The sequence below is a fragment of the Serpens gallinarum genome (assembly GCF_014836765.1).
In the GTDB taxonomy this organism is placed as follows: Bacteria; Pseudomonadota; Gammaproteobacteria; order Pseudomonadales; family Pseudomonadaceae; genus Serpens; species Serpens gallinarum.
This window is the reverse complement of sequence record NZ_JACSQG010000001.1, coordinates 558,055-580,364: the sequence shown is the minus strand read 5'-3', so window position 1 is coordinate 580,364 and position 22,310 is coordinate 558,055. Positions and strand designations below refer to the sequence as shown.

Here is a 22,310-nt window from a genome sequence, read left to right as displayed (position 1 = left end):
CCCTAGAAATAGCCCTGACGTTTCTTTTCTTCCATCGAACCGGCCCCGTCATGGTCGATGACCCGGCCCTGGCGTTCGGAGGTTCGGGTCAGGAGCATTTCCTGGATGATTTCCGGCAGCGTGCTGGCGGTGGACTCCACCGCGCCAGTCAGCGGGTAGCAACCCAAGGTACGGAAGCGCACCATTTTCTTCTGGATACGCGCCCTTTCCTCGACGCTGAGGTGCTCAAGAATGCGCTCGTCGTCGATCATGATCAGCGTGCCGTTTTTCTCGATCACGTCGCGCTCGGCGGCGAAGTACAGCGGCACGATCGGGATCCCTTCCAGATAGATGTACTGCCAGATATCCAGCTCGGTCCAGTTGGACAGCGGGAAAACGCGGATCGATTCGCCCTTCTTCACCTTGCCGTTGTAAATGCTCCACAACTCGGGCCGCTGGTTCTTCGGATCCCAGCGGTGCTTGCTATCGCGGAAGGAATACACGCGTTCCTTGGCTCGGGACTTCTCTTCATCGCGACGCGCGCCACCGAACGCGGCGTCGAAGCCGTACTTGTCCAGTGCCTGCTTAAGGCCATCAGTCTTCATCACGTCGGTGTGCTTGGCACTACCGTGGGTAAAAGGATTGATGTTCTGGGCGATGCCGTCCGGATTGACGTGGGTAATCAAGTCCAAGCCCATTTCGGCAACCATCTTGTCGCGGAAACGGTACATCTCCTGAAACTTCCATTGCGTGTCGACATGCATCACCGGAAACGGCAGCTTTCCGGGGAAAAACGCCTTGCGCGCCAGGTGAAGCATGACCGCGGAATCCTTACCGATGGAATACAGCATTACCGGGTTATCGAATTCGGCGGCCACTTCACGAATGATATGGATGCTTTCCGCTTCCAGCTGTTTGAGGTGCGTCAGTTTATCGACCATGGCTACTCACGAATTGCAGTTACGGCCAGCGGGCCGTGGACGAGGCCGCACGATATCACAGGCAACTCTTCTAACAAAAAGAGCAATTAGAACAAAAGGATATAGCTATATATCACTCATATGGGGTTCGGACAGTCGGTGAACACGTGTTCGATATTGAACTCCCGCGCCAGGTAATCGCCCAACGCCTGCACGCCATAACGCTCAGTAGCATGGTGTCCGGCTGCGATAAAACTGATGCCGTTTTCACGGGCGCTATGGAAGGTCTGCTCCGACGCCTCGCCCGTCAGGTACAGGTCGACTCCGGCAGCGATGGCCTGATCGATATAGCCCTGACCACCGCCCGTGCACCAGCCCACCCGGCGAATCGGCTTCTGGCCGTCCACCAGCAACGGCTCGCGCCCCAGCACGCTCGCCACCCGGGCCACAAACTCTGCCGCACTCAGCGCTTCAGGAAGGCTGCCCACCAGCGCCACATTGCGTGAATTCTCTGGCTCCAGCGGACCCTCGACAGCGATGCCCAGGCGCTCGGCTAACTGCACGTTGTTGCCCACCAGGGGGTGCACGTCCAGCGGCAGGTGATAAGCCAGCAGGCTGATATCATGGCGCAGCAGGGTTTTCAGTCGGCGCTGCTTCATACCCACCACACAGGGGTTTTCGCCCTTCCAAAAGTAGCCATGATGGACGAGGATCAGATCGGCCTCGGCAGCCACCGCAGCATCGATCAATTCCTGGCTGGCGGTTACCCCGCTGATTATCTTGCGCACGTGACCGCGCCCCTCGACTTGCAGTCCATTAGGGCAGTAATCAGCTATCTTCGCCGCATTGAGATAATGGTCGGCCCGTTTGACCAGGGCGCTGAGTTCTATTGTCATTTTCAGTTCCTTTTAATAGACGGGCGGCTCCTTCTTTGCAGGCGCCTCCGTATAATGCTTGCCCTTTACCCTGCTCTAAACAAGGTCGCGTGTATTGAGAAAGCGAAGTCTACCGCCGCTGCATTCAGTTGCCTTGAAACCTCTTGTCTGGCTTCAGGCAACTCTTGACCCCAGACGGTGGATGCCCGCCTCTTGGCGAAATGTCACGCTGCGAGCTTCTTCGGTCTGGCGACGCCCAGATGCCGCAGCAATGCCCACAACCCTCGGGTATATCGGCTGGCCCTTGCTCGCCGGGGTTCTGCTGGCTTTGCTGCTGATCGAACGCAACCCGGAATGGGTGGGCCTGCCGACCCAGGACGTACGTCTCAGCCAGGCGCCGCTCTCGACACGCCCCAACGAAGGGCCGGTTTCCTACGCCCTTGCTGTGGACCGCGCGGCCCCCGCGGTGGCCAACCTGTACACCACCAAGCTGGTCAACAAGCCCGATCATCCCTTGATTCAGGACCCGATGTTCCGTCACTTCTTCGGTGACAACCTGCCGCGTCAGCGCCGCCTGGAGTCCAGCCTGGGCTCGGCGGTGATCATGAGCAAGGAAGGGTACCTGCTGACCAACAACCATGTCAGCGCAGGGGCCGACCAGGTCGTGGTGGCTCTCAAGGATGGTCGCGAGACGGTGGCTCGGGTGATCGGCAGCGATCCTGAGACCGACCTTGCAGTCCTCAAGATCGACTTGCCCAACCTGCCGGCCATCACCTTGGGCCGCTCGGACGACATCCGCATCGGCGACGTAACCCTGGCCATCGGCAACCCCTTCGGCGTCGGCCAGACCGTGACCATGGGCATCATCAGCGCCACGGGCCGCAACCAGCTGGGCCTGAACACCTATGAAGACTTCATTCAAACTGACGCGGCAATCAACCCTGGCAACTCCGGCGGCGCCCTGGTCAACGCGCACGGCAATCTGATTGGTATCAACACCGCGATTTTTTCCAAATCCGGTGGCTCCCAAGGCATCGGTTTCGCCATCCCGGTCAAGCTCGCGCTTGAAGTGATGCAGGCCATCATCGAAAACGGCCAGGTCATCCGGGGCTGGCTGGGTATCGAAGTGCAGCCGCTGACGCCTGAGCTGGCCGAATCCTTTGGCCTGGAAGGCCGGCCTGGCGTGGTGGTCGCCGGCCTGTATCGCGGCGGTCCAGCGCAACGCGCCGGCCTGCAACCGGGCGATCTGATTCTCAGCATCGATGGCCAACCCGCCAGCGACGGACGCAGCGCCATGAACCAGGTGGCTCGCGCCAAGCCGGGTCAAAAGCTGCGCATTGACGTGCTACGCAATGGCCAGCCGATGAAAATGACGGCCGAAATCGGCATGCGCCCACCGGTGTCGACTAACAGCAATAACTAGTCAGCTCCGACCGGCCCCGCAACCCACAAGCTTGCGGTACCGGTCGAATGCATTGCGTTACAGCTCCCGCAGCGCGTCCACCAACGCCTGATTCTGCTCCGGCGTCCCAATGGAGATGCGCAGGAACTGCTCGATGCGCGCCTGCTTGAAGTGCCGCACGATCACGCCCTGCTGGCGCAGACCAACGGCCAATTCGGCGGCATCCTTGAGCGGATGGCGAGCGAAGATGAAGTTGGCAGCCGAGGGCAGGATGTCGAAGCCCAGACCACTCAACTCACTGATCAAGTGCTCACGACTACTGATCACCTTCTCCCGGCAGGTTTCGAAATACTCGCGATCCTCGAAGGCCGCGGCGGCGCCGACAATGGCCAGGCGGTCCAGTGGATAGGAGTTGAAGCTGTTCTTGATCCGCTCCAGCGCCTCGATCAGCTCGGCACTGCCGATGGCCAGACCGACGCGCATCCCGGCCAGCGACCGCGACTTGGACAGGGTCTGGGTCACCAGCAGGTTCGGGTAACGCTCCACCAATGCAACGGCGCTCTGTCCGCCGAAATCGATGTAGGCTTCATCTACCACGACCACGGAATCCGGGCTGGCCTGCAGAATCTGCTCAATGGCCTCCAGTGCGAGAACACGTCCGGTCGGCGCATTCGGGTTGGGGAAAATGATCCCGCCATTGGGCCGCGCGTAGTCCGCGACGCGGATTTGAAACTCTTCATCCAGGGCCACGGTCTGGAAATCGATGCCGTAGAGGCCGCAGTACACCGGATAGAAGCTGTAGGTGATATCCGGGAACAGCAGCGCTTTGTCGTGCTGAAACAGGCCGTGAAAGATGTGTGCCAGCACCTCGTCAGAGCCGTTGCCGACAAACACCTGGTTGGCTTGCACGTCGTAGTACTCGGCCACTGCGTTTTTTAAGCGCTCGCCGTTGGGGTCCGGGTACAGGCGCAAGCTGTCATTCAGCTCGGCCTGCATGGCCGCCAGCGCCTTGGGGGACGGGCCGTAAGGGTTTTCGTTGGTATTGAGCTTGACCAGCTTGGCCAGCTTGGGCTGCTCACCCGGCACGTAAGGCACCAGGTCCTTGACGAAGGGGCTCCAGAATTTGCTCATTACGCCCTTGTCTCCTCTCAGGAATCGCTAGAAGCAGGAGACTGGAGGTCGGTCGAAGCAGCGCGTGCCTTGTCCAACCTCCAGCCTCCAGCGTTTATTTCGTTTTTAATTCTTGATCCGGTATTCGGCGCTTCGCGCGTGGGCGGTCAGCGACTCGCCGCGCGCCAGCACCGAGGCCACCTTGCCGAGCTCCGAAGCCCCTTCGGCTGAGCAATGGATGATCGATGAGCGTTTCTGGAAGTCGTACACGCCCAGCGGCGAGGAGAAGCGCGCGGTACCCGAGGTCGGCAACACGTGGTTCGGGCCAGCACAATAATCGCCCAGGGCTTCGGCGGTGTAGCGCCCCATGAAAATCGCCCCGGCGTGACGGATCAACGGCAGGTACTGCTCGGGGTTTTCCACCGACAGCTCAAGGTGCTCGGGAGCAATGCGGTTGGCCACTTCAATGGCCTGAGCCATGTCGGCCACCTGGATCAGCGCGCCACGGCCCTGGATCGAGGTACGCGCGATGGCCTCACGCTCGAGGGTCGGCAGCAGCTTTTCGATGCTGGCCGCCACGCGATCAAGAAACTCGGCATCCGGGCTGACCAGAATCGCCTGGGCATCTTCGTCGTGCTCGGCCTGGGAAAACAGGTCCATGGCGATCCAGTCCGGATCGGTCTGGCCATCACAGACAACAAGGATCTCCGACGGGCCGGCGATCATGTCGATGCCCACCTTGCCAAACACGTGGCGCTTGGCAGTGGCCACGTAGATGTTGCCCGGCCCGACGATCTTGTCCACTGGCGGCACACTCTCGGTGCCATAGGCCAGCGCAGCGACGGCCTGGGCGCCGCCGATGCAGAACACCCGATCGACACCGGCAATCGCTGCCGCGGCCAGGACCATTTCGTTGATTTCGCCACGCGGGGTCGGCACCACCATGACCACCTCCGGCACGCCGGCGACCTTGGCGGGAATCGCGTTCATCAATACCGAGGACGGATAGGAGGCCTTGCCGCCAGGCACGTAGAGACCGGCGCGATCCAGTGGTGTGACCTTTTGGCCGAGCACCGTGCCATCGGCCTCGGTGTAGGTCCAGGAGTCCTGCTTTTGTCTTTCGTGGTAGCTGCGTACGCGATCAGCAGCGGTTTCCAGCGCCTGGCGCTGCTCTGGCGTGATGCGGGTCAGCGCTTCTTCGAGTCGTTCGCGGGGCAGGATCAGGTCGGCCATGGAGGTGACCTGCAGGCCATCGAAACGCTGGGTGTACTCCACCAGGGCGGCATCGCCGCGCTCGCGTACGGTTTTGATGATCTCCAGCACTCGCTGGTTGACCGAGTCGTCGGAAACGCTTTCCCAGCTCAACAGATGATCCAGATGGCGGCTGAAGTCCGCATCGGCAGCGTTGAGTCGGCGAAGGGAAAGTGCATCGGTCATGGCGGGCCTCATAATTGGCAATTGCTCGGACGTCGTTAGTGGCCTGTGCGGTTAGTTGATTGAATCAAGTTCGGATGCACGAGGTTCCGAGACAAGGCGCCGCGACGAGTCATAGCAGGGCTATGGCAAGGAGCGGCAACGCCGTATCGGAGCCTCGGGCGCCGAAATTGAACAATTGAACTGACCAAACAGGCCACCACATTATCAAGCCCGCCGCATCGACGCCCGAGAAAGTGGCTATGACACGGATAGGCTGGCCAAGAGTGCATCCTGCGTTCTTGGCAATCCGCCCTTTCTGGCGGACACACGACCCGGAAGTCGTAAAAAATCAGCCTTGGTGTCGCTCGACTGCCTCACGAAGGGTGTCGATCAGCGCCTGGATACGAGCATGCTGCATCTTCATCGACGCCTTGTTGACGATCAGGCGCGAACTGACCATGGCAATCAGATCCTGGGGTTCCAGCCCGTTGGCACGCAGCGTGTTGCCGGTGTCGACCACGTCGATGATCTTGTCGGCCAGGCCGACCAGCGGCGCCAGTTCCATGGAGCCATACAGCTTGATGATATCCACCTGGCGGCCTTGTTCGGCGTAGTAGCGCTTGGCGACATTGACGAACTTGGTGGCCACCTTCAGGCGCCCCTTGGGCTCAGGCGCGCCGATGCGGCCTGCGGTCATCAGCTTGCAATTGGCGATCCGCAGGTCCAGCGGCTCGTATAGTCCCTGACCACCAAACTCCATCAGCACGTCCTTGCCCGCCACACCCAGGTCGGCGGCACCCTGCTCGACATAAGTCGGCACATCGGTGGCACGCACGATCAGCAGACGCACATCGTCCAGCGTGGTGGGGATGATCAACTTGCGGCTCTTGTCCGGGTTCTCGGTGGGCACGATGCCGGCGGCTGCCAGCAGCGGCAGGGTATCGTCGAGAATGCGGCCTTTGGACAGCGCGATGGTGAGCATGGAAAAGCAATCCTTGAAAGCGAAAAGCGGGAGCGCGGCCCCCGCTATGCGGCGTTAGTTCGGAACGCGGCGAATCTTGGCGCCGAGCAGCTGCAGTTTTTCCTCGATGCATTCATAGCCACGGTCGATGTGGTAGATGCGATCGATCAACGTCTCGCCCTCAGCGACCAGCGCGGCGATTACCAGGCTGGCGGACGCCCGCAGATCGGTGGCCATCACCGGAGCTCCCTTGAGGACAGGCACGCCGGTCACAATAGCGGTATTGCCTTCCACCAGGATCTGCGCGCCCATGCGATTCATCTCGTACACGTGCATGAAACGGTTTTCGAACACCGTCTCGATCACGGTGCCAACCCCTTCTGCCACCGCATTCATGGCAATGAACTGGGCCTGCATGTCGGTGGGGAACGCCGGGTACGGCGCGGTGCGCACATTGACCGCGCGCGGGCAGTTGCCCTTCATGTCCAGCTCGATCCAGTCCTTGCCGGTGTTGATATGCGCGCCCGCCTCTTGCAGCTTGACCAGCACGGCCTCCAGCAGAGTCGGATCGGTATCCTTGAGCTTGACCCGGCCACGGGTCGCAGCGGCAGCCACCAAATAGGTCCCGGTCTCGATGCGGTCGGGCATCACGCTGTAACGACCGCCACCGAGGCGCTTCACGCCGTCGATGACGATGGTGTCGGTACCCGCGCCGCTGACCTTGGCGCCCATGGCGTTGAGGAAGTTGGCCAGGTCGACCACTTCCGGCTCGCGTGCGGCGTTTTCCAGCACGCTGCGGCCATTGGCCAGCGCGGCGGCCATCATGATGTTTTCAGTGCCGGTGACACTCACCACATCGAAGAAGAAACGCCCGCCACGCAGACCGCCGGCCGGAGCCTTGGCCTTGATATAGCCGCCTTCCACTTCGATCTCGGCACCCAGGGCTTCGAGACCACGAATGTGCAGATCCACCGGACGCGAGCCAATGGCGCAACCGCCGGGCAGTGCCACTTCGGCCTCCCCGAAACGGGCGACCATCGGACCGAGCACCAGGATCGAGGCGCGCATGGTCTTGACCAGCTCATAGGGCGCGACCAGAGTCTGAATGCTCGAGGCATCCACTTCGACGCTGAGTTTCTCGTCGATCACCGGCTGCACGCCCATGCGGCCGAACAGCTCGATCATCGTGGTGATGTCGTGCAGGTGGGGCAGGTTGCATACGGTGACCGGCGTTTCGGCCAGCAAGGTGGCAGCCAGGATCGGCAGCGCGGAGTTCTTCGCACCGGAAATGCGGATCTCGCCGTCGAGACGGTGGCCGCCGGTAATAATCAGTTTGTCCATAGGTCTCTCGACGCCGTTAGGCTCAGGAACGCTCGGCCCAGTCGGCGCGGCTGAAGAATTTCATGGTGACGGCATGAATGCTGCCATCGGCAATCCAGGGATTGAGGTGTGCATAAATCTGCTGTTGGCGCTTCACCGGGCCCAAGGCCACCAGTTCGTCGCTGATCAGGTTCAGCTGAAAATTGCAGCCTTCCCCTTCCACATCCACCTGGACACCAGGCAGTCGGGCTTCCAGGAAACTCTTCACTTCTAAGGCCTGCATGCTCAACCTCGTTTGGTGTTCTGCATTGATAGCGGGGAGCCTGGGCTCGTCGGCCGGGCATCATACAAAAAAAGGCCACGGGCTGCGAACCCCGAGCACCCCAACGGGATCATCAGTCCATCGAAAAGGCTCTGTCCAATAGGACGGCCGCTACGGCGGTGGCTGACGAACCCTTCCGCCGCCCGCCCGTACTGTTTCACTCGCGTCAGGCCGTCACGCCTCCAGCGGCAACAATTCCAGCAACTGGCACACCTCGGCAATCTGGCGCATGTCGTCGGGCAACGCGCGAACACGCAGCTCCTTGCCGTGCTGCGCCGCATCGCGCATAAATGCCAGCAGCAAGGCAAGACCAACGCTGCTGGACTTTTCCACACTGGAGCAATCAACGGTGACTGTCGTTGCCGAGGTGCCCTTGATCAGCGCCAGCCCCTGCGCACGCAAGGTCGGTCCGCTGTCGGCATCGAGCACCCCGCCCAGCAGCAACTCGCCTGCGGCGTGTTCGCGCAGACTGGCGCTGCTCATTGCCCGCCTGCCTGCTGACCGGTGGCGCTGTCCTTGGCCTGCTCGACCACAGCCGCCCAGCCGTCGATGGTTTTGTCCAGGTCGTTACCGTTGCGTTGCATGGCATCGGCGAACTGATCGCGAAACAGCTTGCCGACGTTGATGCCGTTGATGATCACGTTGCGCAGCAGCCAGGTATCGCCCTGTTTGACCATGGTGTAGGACACCGGGTAGACGGCGCCATTGTTGCCGATCACTTCCATGCCAACGCTGGCGCGGTCGTCATTGGCTTGCCGGCTGGGCAAAACGCGGATGCCCTGGTTGTCGTATTCGAGCAGGGCATTGCCGTAGAACTGCATCAGGCTGCGCTTGAAGTTGTCTTCGAAGCGCTGCAGCTGCTCCGGTGAGGCACTGCGGGAATATTTCACGGTCATGATGCTGCGGGAGATCCCACGAGCATCCACGACCGGACCGAGAATATCGTTCAGCGAACGGTAGAAGGCCTCCCGATCACCCAGATACTGCTGCTTGTTGGTTTTAAGATCGTTCAGCAATTCATCCACGGTCTGCTGGACGACTTGTTGCGCATCGGGCGCGGCCGTGGCCCACAGGGGCAGGCAAGCCAGCAGAACCACTGCACCGCGACGCAAGACAGAAATCATGGCGGACATATCAGTTGGCCTCTTTGTTTACCGAGTTGAGCAAAAACTTGCCGATCAAATCCTCAAGCACCAGCGAGGACTGGGTGTCGTGAATCCGACCGCCATCCTTGAGCACGTCCTCTTCGCCACCGACACTGATGCCAATGTATTTTTCACCCAGCAATCCAGCGGTGAGAATAGACGCGGTGGAATCGACCGGCAGGTTGTTCACCGAGCTGTCCAGCTCCATGGTCACGCGCCCGGTGTAGCTGTCGCGATCCAGATCAACGGCGGTAACCTTGCCGATCGTCACGCCGGCCATGGTTACCTTAGAGCGAATGGTAAGGCCGGCAATATTGTCGAAGTTCGCATACACCTTGTAGGTGTCTCCACCCGCAGAGGCAGACAGGCCGCTGACGCGCAGCGCAAGGAGCAACAAGGCCAACAGGCCGGCCAGCAGGAACAGGCCGACACCGATTTCCAGAGTGCGGGTTTGCATCAGAAATCTCCAAACATCAAAGCAGTCAGAATGAAATCGAGGCCGAGCACGGCCAGCGAGGCATACACCACAGTACGCGTGGTGGCACGACTGATACCTTCGGAAGTGGGTTCACAGTCATAGCCCTGGAACACCGCAATCCAGGTCACCACAAAGGCAAATACGATGCTCTTGATCACTCCATTGAGCACATCGTCGACGAACTGCACGCTGTTCTGCATATTGGCCCAGTAGGAGCCTTCATACACACCCAGCCAGTCCACCGCTACCAGCGCGCCACCCCAGATGCCCACCACGCTGAAGATTATGGCCAGCAAGGGCATGGAGATGAAACCTGCCCACAGGCGCGGCGCAATGATGTACTTGAGCGGATCCACGCCAATCATCTCCAGGCTGGACAACTGCTCAGTGGACTTCATATTGCCAATCTCGGCGGTCAAGGCCGAACCGGCGCGGCCGGCAAACAGCAGCGCGGTGACCACCGGCCCCAGTTCGCGCAACAGAGTCAGGGCGACCATCTGCCCGACCGCCTGTTCGGAGCCGTAGCTGCTGAGAATGTTGTAGCCCTGCAGCGCCAGCACCATGCCGATGAAGACCCCGGAGACGACGATGATCGCCAGCGACATCACCCCCACCGAATACAGCTGCTTGACCAGCAATTGAAAGCCGTTGCCCAAGCCGTCACGCCCGAACAGCACGCGCACTAAAAACAGCGTTGAACGCCCCAGGGAAGCGAGCACATCGAAGCCAGCTTTGCCAAGCAGGCGGATACGCTCCAGAGCGGAGACCTTGCGCATCAGGAACGCCCCCCCAGCAATGCGTCGCGGTAATCGTCCGCCGGGTAATGGAACGGCACCGGCCCGTCGGGGATGCCCTGCATGAATTGGCGAATACGCGGGTTATCGGACGTCATCAATTCGTCCGGCGTGCCGAAGCCCAGCACCTGGGTATCGCCCACCACATAGATGTAGTCGGCAATGCTCGCCGTCTCGGCCAAGTCATGGGAGACCACGATACTGGTGATGCCCAGCGCATCGTTGAGCAGGCGGATCAGGCGCACCAATACGCCCATAGCGATCGGGTCCTGGCCAACGAAAGGCTCGTCATACATGAGAATCTGTGGATCCAAGGCGATGGCCCGGGCCAGGGCTACCCGGCGCTTCATGCCGCCGGACAATTCGTCAGGCATCAGGTCGATGGCGCCACGCAGGCCAACCGCCTGCAACTTCATCAGGACGATGTCGCGGATCATTTCTTCGGGTAGCTGCGTATGTACACGCAAGGGGAAGGCGACGTTCTCGAACACATCGAGGTCGGTAAACAGAGCGCCGCTCTGAAACAGCACGCCCATCTGCTTGCGCATATCGAAGAGTTCGCTGCGGGACAGGTCCGGCAGGTTGACGCCATTCACTTGCACGGCGCCGCTATCGGGCATCAGCTGGGCGGCGATCAGCCGCAGCAACGTCGTCTTGCCGCACCCGGAAGGCCCCATGATGCCGGTAACCTTGCCACGAGGAATGCGGATATCCACTTTATCGAAGATACTCCGGGCTCCGCGCTTGAACGTGACTTCACGCAACTCGACCGCGTAGGCACTGGCCTCACTCATCGAACCTCCTTAGCAAACGACCTTGTTTCACGCGGGCCACTGTATCGCAAAGTGGGACAGCAGCCCACAGAATGGGCGAAACGGTGCGCACTATACCATTGAACATTTTTTCTCGACGCAATCCAGGTAACACCTTTTGTCATCCTGAAAGCGTGAGGCGCCTTACCTTTGTCGCTATAATCCCCGCCTTTTCATTCGCAACCTGACCTGCCATGACTCATACCAGCACGCCGATTCAGTCCGCCCAGCGCACCATCCGCCTCGAACTGCAAGCCATCGAAGCCCTGCTGGCCCGCATCAATGGCGATTTCACTCGCGCCTGCGACTTGATTCTGGCTTGCAAGGGCCGGGTCGTCGTGGTCGGCATGGGCAAATCTGGGCATATCGGTCGCAAGATCGCCGCCACCCTGGCCAGCACCGGTACCACGGCCTACTTCGTTCATCCTGGCGAAGCCAGTCACGGCGACATGGGCATGATCACCCGTGATGACGTGGTCCTGGCCCTGTCCAATTCCGGCAGCACCACCGAAATCGTTACTTTGCTGCCGCTGATCAAACGCCTGGGTATCACCCTGATCAGCATGACCGGCAAAGCCGATTCGCCGCTGGCCCAAGCCGCCGCGGTCAACCTCGACGCCAGCGTCACCCAGGAAGCCTGCCCGTTGAATCTGGCGCCTACCTCGTCGACTACCGTTTCCCTGGTCCTGGGCGACGCCCTGGCCATCGCCTTGCTGGAAGCCCGGGGTTTTACCGCCGAAGACTTCGCGTTTTCACACCCAGGCGGCGCCCTCGGCCGCCGTCTGCTGCTCAAGGTCGAGCATGTAATGCATTCCGGCGACGCACTTCCTCGCGTACAGCGAGGCACTTCGCTGCGCGAAGCGCTGCTGGAAATGACGCAGAAAGGCCTGGGCATGACCCTGGTGCTTGAGGCCGATGGCCGTCTGGCTGGAGTCTTTACCGACGGCGACCTGCGCCGCACCCTGGACAAGGGCATCGATGTGCGCAATGCCGGCATCGACGAAGTGATGACCAGCCCGGGCAAGACCGCTCGCGCCGACATGCTCGCCGCCGAAGCGCTGAAAATCATGGAAGACCACAAGATCAATGGCTTGGTGGTCATCGACGCCCAGGGCATGCCCATCGGCGCCCTGAACATGCACGACTTGTTACGTGCGGGAGTACTGTAATGAACGCTGATCTGCAGCAACGCGCCCAACGCATCAAGCTGGCGATTTTTGATGTCGACGGCGTGCTCACCGATGGCCGTTTGTATTTCCTCACCGACGGCAGCGAATTCAAGACGTTCAACACCCTCGACGGGCATGGCATCAAGATGCTGATGAAGTCAGGCGTACGCACCGCGATCATTACCGGCCGCACCACACCGGTAGTCGAACGCCGCGCACGGGACCTGGGCATCCCCCACCTCTACCAGGGCCGTGAAGACAAACTGGCAGTGCTGGATGAACTGCTCGGCGAACTGGGACTCCATTATGAGCAGGTCGCTTATCTGGGCGACGACCTGCCCGACCTGCCGGTGATTCGACGTGTCGGCCTGGGCATGGCCGTGGCCAGCGCCGATCCCTTCGTTCGCGAACATGCCCACGGCGTCACCCGGGCACGCGGTGGCGAAGGTGCGGCGCGGGAGTTCTGTGAACTGATCATGGGCGCCCAGGGCAGCCTCGAAGCCGCCCAGTCAGCCTACCTGTAGGGAACACCATGCTGCGCAAGCTGCGTAATCTTCTGCCCCTGATCATCGCTGCCCTGCTGCTCGCCGCCGTGGGGTACTGGAACATCGTTCCCCACCAGTTTCTCGACCAACCGGTGACCGACACCGAAGAGAATCCCATCGATTTCTTCGTCGAGAATGCCAGGTCGCAACAGTTCCATGCCGACGGCACCCTGCGTTACGAAATGACCAGCGTGCGCCTTGATCACTTGAAGATCAGCGACATCACCTTGCTGGAGAAGCCCGACCTGTTGCTGTACCGCGACGGCGAACTGCCCTGGCACGTACGCAGCGAGCGGGGCGAAGTCAGCCCGCAGGGCACCGAGGTCGAGTTGATCGACAACGTACGCACTGAGCGCACCGATGCCAAGGGCCGCCATACCCTGCTGACCACCAGCCGCATGACCGTCTTTCCGGAGCGGGAATACGCCGAAACCCAACAAGCTGTCAGAATCGAGGCCGCCAATGGCGTCACCACGGGACAAGGCATGAAAGCGTATCTGAATGAAGGCAGGATGCTCCTGCTCTCCAACGTAAGAGGCCAACATGAGGTTCGTTAACCCTCTCCACCTCCTGCTTTGCCTGTCCGCCGCGCTGGGCAGCACAGCAGCCTGGGCACTGCCCTCGGACCGTGACCAGCCCATCCACATCCAGGCTGACAGCGCTGAGCTGGATGACAAAAAAGGCGTGGCGATTTACCGGGGTGATGTGGTGATTACCCAGGGCACGCTGAAGATCACCGGCGACACCGTAACCATCAACCAGAACACACTGGGCGATATCGAGCGTTTCACTGCCGTCGGCAAGCTTGCCTACTATGAGCAGTTGCCTGAGGCCGGCAAGTCCATCGTGCAAGCCTACGGTCGCACTATTCAGTACTTCGCCAGCAACGAGCGCATCGTGCTGATCGACCAGGCCAAGGTCATCCAGGAAGGCAACACCTTCGAAGGCGAAAAGATCATCTATGACACGGCAACCCAGGTCGTCAATGCCGGGCGCGCCACCGGCGATACCATCACCACCCCGCAGCCCCGGATCGACATGGTCATCCAGCCGCGCAAGAAAACTCCTGGAGAGCAGTCCGAATAATGGCCACCCTCACCGCCCAGCATCTGGCCAAGAGTTACAAGAAGCGCCAAGTGGTTCGCGATGTCAGCCTGACCATCAACAGCGGCCAGATCGTCGGTTTGCTCGGTCCCAACGGCGCCGGCAAGACCACCACGTTTTACATGATCGTCGGCCTGGTGCGCGCCGACCAGGGCCGCGTGCTGATTGACGACCGTGACGTCAGCCATCATTCCATGCACGGCCGCGCCCGTGCCGGGATCGGCTATCTGCCACAGGAAGCATCGATCTTTCGCAAGCTGACCGTGACCAATAACATTCTCGCCATCCTGGAAACCCGCAAGGACCTCGATGCCCAGGGCCGGCAAAAGGAGCTGGAGAGCCTGCTGCAAGAATTCCACATCACCCACATCCGCGACAGCTTGGGCATGAGCCTCTCCGGTGGAGAACGGCGGCGTGTGGAAATTGCCCGCGCGCTGGCCACAGCGCCCAAGTTCATCCTTCTCGACGAGCCGTTTGCCGGCGTCGACCCGATCTCGGTGGGCGATATCAAGCAAATCATTCACCATCTCAAGGCCAAGGGAATCGGCGTATTGATCACCGATCACAACGTTCGCGAAACGCTGGACATTTGCGAAACCGCCTATATCGTCAGCGACGGTCGCCTGATCGCCGAGGGCGATGCGCAAAGCATCCTGGCCAACCAGTTGGTCAAGGAAGTCTATCTGGGCCACGAATTCCGACTCTGATTAATGCCGTGCTCAGTCCGTAATATCAGATACTGGAATTCCCAAGAAAAATCAGGCATATAATTTGCTTCCATGGCGCTGCGGCGCCCGCTAGTGGATGGCGCTTAGACGCCGGCAATCAAGGTCTGCCATGAAACCATCGCTCGTTCTCAAGATGGGCCAGCAGCTGACGATGACCCCGCAGCTGCAACAGGCCATACGACTTCTGCAACTGTCTACCCTGGATCTCCAGCAGGAAATCCAGGAAGCCCTGGAATCCAATCCGATGCTCGAACGTCAGGAGGAGGGCGAGGATTTCGACAACGCCGACCCGCTGGCCGACGGCGACGAACTGCCCAACCCTGGCAGCCAGGAAATAGCCCTTCAGGAAAGCAGCATTCCCACGGTTGAAAACCTTGATGACGGTGGCGAGTGGAATGAACGGATTCCCAACGAGCTGCCTGTGGACACCGCCTGGGAAGACGTCTACCAGACCAGCGCCAGCAGCCTGCCGAGTAATGATGACGAAGAGTGGGACTTCACCTCGCGCACCGCGCCAGGCGAAAGCCTGCAAACGCACCTGCTCTGGCAGCTCAACCTGGCGCCCATGTCCAATACCGACCGGTTGATCGCCGAAACCTTGATCGACTGCATCAACGACCAGGGGTATCTGGAGGAATCCCTGGAGGAAGTGCTCGCCGCCTTCGACCCGGAGCTGGACATCGAGCTCGATGAAATCGAAACCGTTCTGCGTCGTCTGCAACACTTCGAGCCCGCCGGCGTAGCCGCGCGCGATCTGCGCGAATGCCTTCTGCTGCAACTGCGCCAATTGCCGAACAGCACGCCCTGGCTTGTCGAAGCCCAGCGCCTGGTCGGCGATCACCTCGACCTGCTGGGTAGCCGCGACTATGCCCTGCTGATGCGCCGCCTCAAGCTCAAGGAGGATGAGCTACGCCAGGTAGTCGAATTGATCCAGAGCCTCAACCCGCGTCCCGGCTCGCAAATCGAAGCCAGCGAACCGGAATACATCGTGCCGGACGTGATCGTGCGCAAGCACAACGATCGCTGGCTGGTGGAGCTGAATCAGGAATCCGTGCCGCGTCTGCGCGTCAACCCGCAATACGCAGGCTTCGTGCGGCGCGCCGATACCAGTACGGACAACACCTTCATGCGCAACCAATTGCAGGAAGCGCGCTGGTTCATCAAGAGCCTGCAAAGCCGCAATGAAACCTTGATGAAAGTGGCCACGCAGATCGTCGAGCATCAGCGCGGCTTTCTCGAATACGGCGACGAAGCGATGAAGCCCCTGGTCCTGCATGACATTGCCGAAGCGGTGGGCATGCATGAGTCGACCATCTCGCGGGTCACCACACAAAAATTCATGCACACCCCGCGTGGTATTTACGAACTGAAATACTTCTTTTCCAGCCACGTGAGCACCGCCGAAGGCGGAGAATGTTCATCCACCGCGATCCGCGCCATCATCAAAAAGCTGGTCGCGGCGGAAAACGCCAAAAAGCCATTGAGTGACAGCAAGATCGCTGGTCTACTGGAAGCACAAGGTATTCAAGTCGCCCGGCGCACGGTAGCCAAGTACCGCGAATCCATGGGGATCGCACCGTCCAGTGAACGCAAGCGACTGATGTAGCAAGCTCTTGGGGGACAGGCTGGCGCAGGACCGACAACCGTCCATGTCTGCGCAAGTCGCCCAAGCCACAGTGTTCCGGCTGCAGGCCCTTGGTCTGCGCCATCCACGCGGCAAGAAGGAGAATACGGTATGCAAGTCAACATCAGTGGACACCAACTGGTAGTGACCGACGCCCTGCGCGATTATATCGACGACAAATTCACCCGACTGGAGCGCCACTTCGACCGTATCACCAACGTACAGGTGATACTGCAAGTGGAAAAACTGAAGCAAAAAATCGACGCCACACTGCATGTTGCCGGTGGCGAAATCGTGGGCACTGCCGAACACGATGATATGTACGCAGCCATCGACCTCTTGGTCGACAAGCTGGATCGCCAATTAATCAAATACAAGGAAAAGCAGCTCGAACGCGAGCAGGGCGCAACCGTCCGCTGATTCCACACCATGATCCGACTTGAAGATATCCTGACCCCCGGCCGTTCCTTGGTGAACGTGCCGGGAGGCAGTAAAAAACGCGTCCTGGAACAGATCGCCCACTTGCTCGACCGGGAACAGCCCGAGCTCGATGCCAGCACGATCTTTGAAGCCTTGATCGCCCGCGAAAAACTCGGCTCCACCGGTTTTGGCAATGGCATCGCCATTCCCCATTGCCGCATGGCCGGCTGCACTGCACCCATCAGCGCGCTACTACGCCTGGATGCTGCGGTGGATTTCGACGCCATCGATGCCATTCCGGTGGATCTGCTGTTCGTGCTGCTGGTACCGCAATCGGCCACCGATGCGCACCTGGAGCTTCTGCGCCAGATCGCCCACATGCTGGATCGCGACGATGTGCGTGCCCGCTTGCGTCAAGCCGAGACTAACCAAGCCCTGTACCAGGTTGTGCTGGACGTTCAGAACGGGAACTGAAATGCGCCTGATCATCGTCAGCGGTCGCTCCGGCTCGGGCAAGAGCACAGCGCTAAACGTCCTTGAGGACAACGGTTTTTATTGCATCGACAATCTGCCCGCAGGTCTGCTACCTGAGCTGGCCCAAAGTGCGCTGATCCACACCGAATTGCAGCACCCGCAAGTGGCCGTATCCATCGATGCCCGCAATTTGCCCAGCCACCTGCAACGCTTCCCTGATCTGCTGGAGGAAGTCCGCTCGCGGCACATCCTCTGTGATGTTCTGTACCTGGATGCTGACGAGGAAACACTGCTCAAACGCTTCTCGGAAACTCGCCGCCGCCATCCGCTCACCAACGATACCCGCTCGCTGGCCGAGGCCATACGTGACGAAAGCCAACTGCTCGGCCCGATCAGCGACCTGGCCGATCTGAAAATCGACACCACCCACCTGAATCTTTATCAGCTGCGCGACAGCCTTCAACTGCGCCTGCTGGACAAACCCGAGCCGGGTACCGCATTTCTGATCGAATCCTTCGGCTTCAAGCGCGGCATGCCCGTCGATGCCGACCTGGTGTTCGACGTGCGCTGCCTGCCCAACCCGTATTGGCGGCCTGATCTGCGTGACTTCTCCGGCCGAGATCAGCCCGTCATCGAATTCCTCGACGCACAGAGCGATGTCGAAGAGATGTATCAGGATATCCGCGGCTACCTGCAAAAATGGTTGCCACGCTTTGCCGCCAGCAACCGTGCCTATGTCACGATCGCCATCGGCTGCACGGGCGGCCATCACCGCTCCGTCTATCTGGCTGAACGACTCGGTGCCACGCTCAAGACGCAATTGAAGAACGTCCAGGTTCGCCACCGCGATCTGCCATAGGGACCTGCAATGCCTTGCCGCGATATCACCATCGTCAACAAACTGGGCTTGCACGCCCGCGCCGCTGCCAAATTTGTAGGCACTGCCGGGCGTTATCCCTGTCAGGTGCGCGTTGGCCACGCTCCAGATAGCCTGGTCGATGGCAAGAGCATCATGGCGGTCATGATGCTTGCCGCCGGCAAGGGTACGCCTTTGCACCTGCATACCGAAGGCGAACAGGATGACGAAGCCCTCGACGCGCTGATCGACTTGATCAACGATTGCTTTGGCGAAGGGGAATAAACAGCAGGGAGGTCACCTTAGATTCTCCCTGCTGCACCGGCGCGGCTTGAGCGCTTAGCTCCCAGCCACCGTCATTTTTTCAATCAGCACCGACCCGGTCCGGATAGTGCTGCGGGTCTCCAGGTCGCTGCCCACCGCGACGATCTGCCGGAACATATCGCGCAGGTTGCCGGCGATAGTTACCTCCTGCACCGGGAACTGAATTTCACCGTTCTCCACCCAGTAGCCCCCCGCACCGCGTGAATAGTCGCCGGTGACCAGATTCAACCCTTGCCCCATCAACTCGGTTACCAGCAGGCCACGACCCATGCGCTTGATCAGTGCAGCCTGATCATCTTCACCATGCGTAACGAAAAGATTGTGCACACCACCGGCATTGGCCGTGCTTGGCATGCCCAGCTTGCGTCCGGAATAGGTGCCCAGCACATAGGACACCAGCTCGCCATTGAGTACGAAGGGTTTTGCATAAGTGGCCAGGCCATCGCTATCGAAGCTCGCGCTGCCCAGGCCGCGGGCCAGCAACGGCTGTTCATCGAGACTCAGCCACTCAGGGAACAGACGCTGACCGAGCGCACCTTCGAGAAAGGACGCCTTGCGATACAGGTTGCCTCCGGAAATCGCCGCGAGGAAATGACTGAACAATCCAGTCGCCAGTTCGGCTGCAAACAGCACCGGGACCTCGCACGTAGGTACCGGACGGGCGCCCAGTCGGCTGACAGCACGCTCGGCGGCGCGCTGGCCGATAAATACGCCGTCTTTCAAATCTTCGCCACGGCGACTGACGTCATACCAATAATCGCGCTGCATCTGGCCGTCTGCCTCAGCAATCATCACGCAGCTGAGGCTGTGCCGCGTATTGGCGTAGCCGCCTATGAAACCATGGCTGTTGCCATACACCCGGCAGCTTTGATGGCTGTTAAGGCTGGTGCCATCGGCATTGCGAATGCGCGAATCCTTGGCAAACGCCGCCGCTTCGCAACGCAGCGCCAGTTCCACCGCCTGATCCGGCTCGATAGCCCACGGATGATACAAATCCAGATCTGGCAGCTCACGGGCCATCAGTGCTGCATCGGCCAGCCCCGCACACCCATCTTCAGACGCATGCTGAGCGATGGCCAGTGCGGCGGCCACGGTTTCGCGAATCGCCTCGTCGCCACCCGCTGAGGTACTTGCTGCGCCTTTGCGCTGACCGTTGTACAAAATGATGCCAAAGCCCTGATCACGATTGAACTCGACGGTTTCCACCTCGCCCTGGCGCACCGTGGTACTCAACCCTTGCCCGGCCGAAACCGACACTTCACACGCGCTGGCGCCTTGGCGTTTGGCCTCGGCCAGGATGCGCTCGACCTTTTCTTCCAGGTGCGGCAAGGCTTGCGGACCGACCTTATCGACTGAACTCATGGCTACTCCTAAGCTGCAAGCAACGGCTTGCAAGTAAACAAGTGATTCAGCGTGCACCTCACGACTATCGCCCGTGGAAGCCCCGGCACACCGCTGCTGTTATCATGGCGGCATTATCCATTGGACCCGCCCCATGTCTGAATTCCTCGACGATTTCTCCGAAGAGAAAAGCAAATCCCAGATCAAACGCGAACTGCATGCCTTACAGGATCTCGGTCAGCGCCTGACGACCTTCAAGCCGGACGTACTGGACAAGCTGCCCCTGACTGACGTCCTGCGCCGCGCCTTGGCTGAAGCCCCTAAGCACACCGCCAACTCCGCCAAGAAACGCCACATGCAGTTCATTGGCAAATTGATGCGCGAGCAGGACATCGAAGGGATAACCGCCCTGATCGATCAACTGGACGCCTCCACCCGCCAGTACAACGAGCGCTTCCACGCCCTGGAGCGCTGGCGCGACCGCTTGATCGCGGGTGACGATGAAGTCCTGGAAGCCTTCGTCAACGACTACCCCGACACCGACCGCCAGCACCTGCGCGGCCTGATTCGTCATGCCCAGCACGAAGCGGCTCGTAACAAGGTTCCAACCGCCGCGCGCAAAATCTTCAAATACATCCGCGAAATGGACGAAACCCAGCGCGGATTACGCTAACAGCAGCTGCAAGCCTCAAGCACGCTATGGCTTTCGCTTGCTTGCAGCTTGTATCTGCCCTCAAGCTCCCGTCCCACCCACGGTAATCCCGTCGATCTTCAGCGTCGGCTGACCCACGCCCACCGGCACCGATTGGCCTTCCTTGCCGCAGGTGCCGACGCCGCTGTCCAGCGCCAAGTCGTTGCCGACCATCGACACCTTGTTCATCACTTCCGGGCCGTTGCCGATCAGCGTCGCGCCCTTGACCGGCGTGGTGATCTTGCCGTCCTCGATCAGGTAAGCCTCGCTGGTGGAGAACACGAACTTGCCGCTGGTGATGTCCACTTGGCCACCGCCCAGGCTGGCGCAGAAGATGCCTTTTTTCACCGAACGGATGATCTCTTCCGGGTCGCTCTCCCCAGCCAGCATGTAGGTATTGGTCATGCGCGGCATGGTCAGGTGCGCATAGGATTCGCGACGACCGTTGCCGGTGGAAGCCACACCCATCAGGCGGGCGTTGAGTTTGTCCTGCATGTAGCCCTTGAGCACGCCGTTTTCGATCAAGGTGGTGCACTGGGTCGGCGTGCCTTCATCGTCCACGCTCAGCGAGCCGCGACGGTTGGCCAGCGTGCCGTCATCGACGATGGTGCACAGATGGGAAGCGACGCGCTCACCGATGCGGCCGCTGTACGCGGAACTGCCCTTGCGGTTGAAATCACCTTCAAGGCCGTGCCCCACCGCCTCGTGCAGCAGCACGCCGGACCAGCCGGGCGCCAGGACCACCGGCAAGGTTCCCGCCGGAGCGGCCACCGCCTCCAGGTTGACCAGCGCCTGGCGCAGCGCCTCACGGGCGTAACTCATGGCGCGTTCTTCGCCCGTGTTGCCTGGCTGCAGGAAATAGTCATAGTCGGTACGTCCGCCGCCGCCCTGGCTGCCGCGTTCACGACGACCGTTGTGCTCGACGATGACGCTGACATTGAAACGCACCAGCGGACGAATATCCGCCGCCAGGCTGCCGTCGCTGGCGGCGATCAGGATATGTTCCCAAAGACCGGCGAGACTTACTGTGACCTGCTTGATACGCGAATCCAGCGCACGGGTGGCGACGTCGATGCGTTTGAGCAGCTCGACCTTGGCGGGCCGGTCCCACACATCCAGCGGGTTGTCACGGATATACAGACGCTTCAGCGGCACGCCGGTAAAGGCTTGCACGCGGCCCTGCTGGCCGGCACGGGCGATGGAACGCGCCGCCCGCGAGGCGTCGGCCAGGGCCTGGGCGCTGATCGCGTTACTGTAGGCCAGGCCGGTTTTTTCGCCAGACTGGGCCCGTACGCCCACCCCCTGGTCGAGGTGGAAGCTGCCTTCCTTGACGATGCCGTCCTCCAGGGTCCAGGACTCGGAGATCTGCCCCTGGAAATACAGGTCGGCAGCATCGATGCCCGGCCCGGACAGCTCGCCGAGAATGCCCGGCAAGTCATCCACGCTCAATCCGCCGGGAGACAGAAGGTGTTCGCTTACGGGTAGCAAGAGGTCGCTCAT

Annotated in this window: 26 protein-coding genes; 12 read left to right on the top strand and 14 right to left on the bottom strand. The window is 60.6% G+C overall.

The genetic code is table 11. The features are described from left to right. Nucleotides 1–2: 2 nt before the first annotated feature. Together cysD and H9642_RS02680 are read right to left on the bottom strand one after the other, a co-directional pair. Nucleotides 3–920 (bottom strand): sulfate adenylyltransferase subunit CysD, encoded by a 918-nt coding sequence (cysD, locus tag H9642_RS02685; protein ID WP_251834862.1) that lies wholly within the window; start codon nucleotides 918–920, stop codon nucleotides 3–5. A 116-nt stretch (nucleotides 921–1,036) separates the two neighbouring features. Beyond that, nucleotides 1,037–1,795: a Nif3-like dinuclear metal center hexameric protein gene (locus H9642_RS02680; RefSeq protein ID WP_251834861.1), complete on the bottom strand. Its 759-nt coding sequence runs from the start codon at nucleotides 1,793–1,795 to the stop codon at nucleotides 1,037–1,039. Between the two features lie 250 nt (nucleotides 1,796–2,045). Here H9642_RS02680 and algW point away from each other — a divergent pair, with 250 nt between their 5' ends. After that, a complete protein-coding gene (gene algW / locus H9642_RS02675) occupies nucleotides 2,046–3,197 on the top strand; it encodes a Do family serine endopeptidase AlgW (protein WP_251834860.1) in 1,152 nt (383 codons plus the stop codon). 57 nt (nucleotides 3,198–3,254) lie between these two features. Here the strand turns inward: algW and hisC are convergent, their stop codons facing one another. The 10 genes from hisC to H9642_RS02625 form a co-directional block, all read right to left on the bottom strand. After that, nucleotides 3,255–4,307, bottom strand: coding sequence for a histidinol-phosphate transaminase (gene hisC, locus H9642_RS02670; RefSeq protein ID WP_251834859.1), 1,053 nt, complete (start codon nucleotides 4,305–4,307; stop codon nucleotides 3,255–3,257). Between the two features lie 105 nt (nucleotides 4,308–4,412). Further along, nucleotides 4,413–5,723: a histidinol dehydrogenase gene (gene hisD / locus H9642_RS02665; protein WP_251834858.1), complete on the bottom strand. Its 1,311-nt coding sequence runs from the start codon at nucleotides 5,721–5,723 to the stop codon at nucleotides 4,413–4,415. 328 nt (nucleotides 5,724–6,051) lie between these two features. Further along, on the bottom strand, nucleotides 6,052–6,684 hold the full coding sequence (gene hisG, locus H9642_RS02660) for an ATP phosphoribosyltransferase (protein WP_251834857.1): 633 nt from the start codon (nucleotides 6,682–6,684) through the stop codon (nucleotides 6,052–6,054). A 54-nt stretch (nucleotides 6,685–6,738) separates the two neighbouring features. Continuing rightward, nucleotides 6,739–8,004 carry a UDP-N-acetylglucosamine 1-carboxyvinyltransferase gene (gene murA, locus H9642_RS02655; protein ID WP_251834856.1) on the bottom strand — a complete coding sequence of 422 codons (1,266 nt, stop codon included), beginning with the start codon at nucleotides 8,002–8,004 and terminating at the stop codon, nucleotides 6,739–6,741. 22 nt (nucleotides 8,005–8,026) lie between these two features. Further along, nucleotides 8,027–8,266: a BolA family protein gene (locus H9642_RS02650; protein ID WP_251834855.1), complete on the bottom strand. Its 240-nt coding sequence runs from the start codon at nucleotides 8,264–8,266 to the stop codon at nucleotides 8,027–8,029. A 213-nt stretch (nucleotides 8,267–8,479) separates the two neighbouring features. Next, on the bottom strand, nucleotides 8,480–8,788 hold the full coding sequence (locus tag H9642_RS02645; RefSeq protein WP_251834854.1) for an STAS domain-containing protein: 309 nt from the start codon (nucleotides 8,786–8,788) through the stop codon (nucleotides 8,480–8,482). Then, on the bottom strand, nucleotides 8,785–9,429 hold the full coding sequence (locus H9642_RS02640) for an MlaC/ttg2D family ABC transporter substrate-binding protein (protein WP_251835349.1): 645 nt from the start codon (nucleotides 9,427–9,429) through the stop codon (nucleotides 8,785–8,787). Before H9642_RS02640 ends, H9642_RS02645 begins: the two co-directional genes overlap by 4 nt. Before the next feature lie 10 nt (nucleotides 9,430–9,439). Continuing rightward, entirely contained in the window at nucleotides 9,440–9,907 is a 468-nt protein-coding gene (gene mlaD / locus H9642_RS02635) for an outer membrane lipid asymmetry maintenance protein MlaD (protein ID WP_251834853.1), read from the bottom strand. Beyond that, a complete protein-coding gene (gene mlaE, locus H9642_RS02630; RefSeq protein WP_251834852.1) occupies nucleotides 9,907–10,704 on the bottom strand; it encodes a lipid asymmetry maintenance ABC transporter permease subunit MlaE in 798 nt (265 codons plus the stop codon). The genes mlaD and mlaE overlap by 1 nt, the downstream gene beginning before the upstream one ends. Continuing rightward, nucleotides 10,704–11,516: an ATP-binding cassette domain-containing protein gene (locus H9642_RS02625; protein WP_251834851.1), complete on the bottom strand. Its 813-nt coding sequence runs from the start codon at nucleotides 11,514–11,516 to the stop codon at nucleotides 10,704–10,706. The genes mlaE and H9642_RS02625 overlap by 1 nt, the downstream gene beginning before the upstream one ends. A 212-nt stretch (nucleotides 11,517–11,728) precedes the next feature. Between H9642_RS02625 and H9642_RS02620 the strand changes: the two genes are divergently transcribed. From H9642_RS02620 to H9642_RS02575, 10 genes are all read left to right on the top strand, one after another. Next, on the top strand, nucleotides 11,729–12,703 hold the full coding sequence (locus tag H9642_RS02620; RefSeq protein WP_251834850.1) for a KpsF/GutQ family sugar-phosphate isomerase: 975 nt from the start codon (nucleotides 11,729–11,731) through the stop codon (nucleotides 12,701–12,703). Further along, entirely contained in the window at nucleotides 12,703–13,227 is a 525-nt protein-coding gene (locus H9642_RS02615; protein WP_251834849.1) for a KdsC family phosphatase, read from the top strand. Before H9642_RS02620 ends, H9642_RS02615 begins: the two co-directional genes overlap by 1 nt. 8 nt (nucleotides 13,228–13,235) lie before the next feature. Continuing rightward, nucleotides 13,236–13,805 carry an LPS export ABC transporter periplasmic protein LptC gene (gene lptC, locus H9642_RS02610; RefSeq protein ID WP_251834848.1) on the top strand — a complete coding sequence of 190 codons (570 nt, stop codon included), beginning with the start codon at nucleotides 13,236–13,238 and terminating at the stop codon, nucleotides 13,803–13,805. Continuing rightward, nucleotides 13,792–14,334 (top strand): lipopolysaccharide transport periplasmic protein LptA, encoded by a 543-nt coding sequence (lptA, locus tag H9642_RS02605; protein WP_251834847.1) that lies wholly within the window; start codon nucleotides 13,792–13,794, stop codon nucleotides 14,332–14,334. Before lptC ends, lptA begins: the two co-directional genes overlap by 14 nt. Then, the gene (gene lptB, locus H9642_RS02600; protein ID WP_251834846.1) at nucleotides 14,334–15,059 is read left to right on the top strand and encodes an LPS export ABC transporter ATP-binding protein; all 726 of its coding nucleotides are present in this window, start codon (nucleotides 14,334–14,336) and stop codon (nucleotides 15,057–15,059) included. Before lptA ends, lptB begins: the two co-directional genes overlap by 1 nt. 130 nt (nucleotides 15,060–15,189) lie before the next feature. Then, nucleotides 15,190–16,686: an RNA polymerase factor sigma-54 gene (locus H9642_RS02595; protein WP_251834845.1), complete on the top strand. Its 1,497-nt coding sequence runs from the start codon at nucleotides 15,190–15,192 to the stop codon at nucleotides 16,684–16,686. Between the two features lie 129 nt (nucleotides 16,687–16,815). Continuing rightward, nucleotides 16,816–17,124, top strand: coding sequence for a ribosome hibernation-promoting factor, HPF/YfiA family (hpf, locus tag H9642_RS02590; RefSeq protein ID WP_251834844.1), 309 nt, complete (start codon nucleotides 16,816–16,818; stop codon nucleotides 17,122–17,124). Between the two features lie 9 nt (nucleotides 17,125–17,133). Next, nucleotides 17,134–17,598, top strand: coding sequence for a PTS IIA-like nitrogen regulatory protein PtsN (ptsN, locus tag H9642_RS02585; protein WP_251834843.1), 465 nt, complete (start codon nucleotides 17,134–17,136; stop codon nucleotides 17,596–17,598). 1 nt (nucleotide 17,599) lies between these two features. Beyond that, entirely contained in the window at nucleotides 17,600–18,457 is an 858-nt protein-coding gene (gene rapZ, locus H9642_RS02580) for an RNase adapter RapZ (RefSeq protein WP_251834842.1), read from the top strand. A 9-nt stretch (nucleotides 18,458–18,466) separates the two neighbouring features. Further along, a complete protein-coding gene (locus tag H9642_RS02575) occupies nucleotides 18,467–18,739 on the top strand; it encodes an HPr family phosphocarrier protein (protein WP_251834841.1) in 273 nt (90 codons plus the stop codon). A 54-nt stretch (nucleotides 18,740–18,793) separates the two neighbouring features. Here the strand turns inward: H9642_RS02575 and pmbA are convergent, their stop codons facing one another. Continuing rightward, nucleotides 18,794–20,140, bottom strand: a complete 1,347-nt coding sequence (gene pmbA, locus H9642_RS02570) for a metalloprotease PmbA (protein ID WP_251834840.1) — start codon at nucleotides 20,138–20,140, stop codon at nucleotides 18,794–18,796. Nucleotides 20,141–20,273: 133 nt separating this feature from the next. Between pmbA and yjgA the strand changes: the two genes are divergently transcribed. Then, nucleotides 20,274–20,792 carry a ribosome biogenesis factor YjgA gene (yjgA, locus tag H9642_RS02565; RefSeq protein WP_251834839.1) on the top strand — a complete coding sequence of 173 codons (519 nt, stop codon included), beginning with the start codon at nucleotides 20,274–20,276 and terminating at the stop codon, nucleotides 20,790–20,792. A 60-nt stretch (nucleotides 20,793–20,852) separates the two neighbouring features. Here yjgA and tldD read toward each other — a convergent pair whose 3' ends face one another. Then, nucleotides 20,853–22,310: a metalloprotease TldD gene (tldD, locus tag H9642_RS02560; protein WP_251834838.1), complete on the bottom strand. Its 1,458-nt coding sequence runs from the start codon at nucleotides 22,308–22,310 to the stop codon at nucleotides 20,853–20,855.